At 38.3% G+C, this 379-nt stretch carries 1 protein-coding gene; it reads left to right on the top strand.

Annotated elements, in window-relative coordinates; genetic code table 11:
* Positions 1-379, top strand: a 379-nt coding sequence (locus tag G9F74_RS29545) for an RNA-guided endonuclease InsQ/TnpB family protein (RefSeq protein ID WP_165406441.1), incomplete at both ends; no start/stop codon positions are given.

The following is a 379-nucleotide window of genomic DNA, read 5'->3' as shown; positions in this document are numbered from 1 at the left end:
CTAGGTCTTGTTCGATTTGCCAAGAGTCGCGAAGTAAAGGGACGTATTTTAAATGCTACGGTTAGAAGGAACCCTTCCGGCAGATACTTTGTGTCATTGTTAGCTGAAACAGAAGTGCAAGAACTTCCGAAAACACAATCTTACATTGGAATGGATGTAGGACTAAAAGATTTCGCCATTTTGTCAGATGGAACAACCTATAAAAATCCGAAGTTTTTTCAGTCATTAGAAGAGAAGTTGGCGAAAGCACAGCGTGTTCTTTCTAGAAGAATGAAAGGATCTTCTCACTGGAATAAACAGCGAGTAAAAGTAGCTAGAATTCATGAATACATGGCAAATGCTAGAAAAGATTACTTGGACAAAATCTCAACTGAAATCA

The sequence above is a fragment of the Bacillus sp. EKM202B genome (assembly GCF_011066025.1).
Lineage (GTDB): Bacteria > Bacillota > Bacilli > Bacillales > Bacillaceae_G > Bacillus_A > Bacillus_A toyonensis.
This window is presented reverse-complemented; position numbering and strand designations above follow the sequence as displayed.